General features: G+C 65.6%; 1 pseudogene. It reads right to left on the bottom strand.

From position 1 onward, the window contains the following. Positions 1-241: pseudogene (locus EOB49_RS35775) on the bottom strand (TRAP transporter permease); the annotation flags it as partial.

Genomic DNA, 241 nt, shown 5'->3' with positions numbered 1-241 from the left:
TGCCGACGATGGCGCAGGCAATGCCGACCGGCAGCGCGTTCTTCGCCCCTTCTGCGAGAGAGTCGACACAGATTTGCAACGTCTCGCGGCCGCCCTTGAACGTGAAGCAGGCGACGACCAGTGCGGCGATCACCAGGCCGAGGAGATTGACGCCGAACTTCATGAACGAAGCGGCGGCAAGCCCGAGCGCGATCCAGAAGACGATGCGGAAGGCGAGCGGCCCAATCGCTGCCGCCAGCGG

It is taken from the genome of Mesorhizobium sp. M7A.F.Ca.MR.148.00.0.0 (assembly GCF_003997735.1).
Classification (GTDB): domain Bacteria; phylum Pseudomonadota; class Alphaproteobacteria; order Rhizobiales; family Rhizobiaceae; genus Mesorhizobium.
Note: the sequence above shows the minus strand (reverse complement) of the source record. Positions and strands in the feature narration are given on the sequence as shown.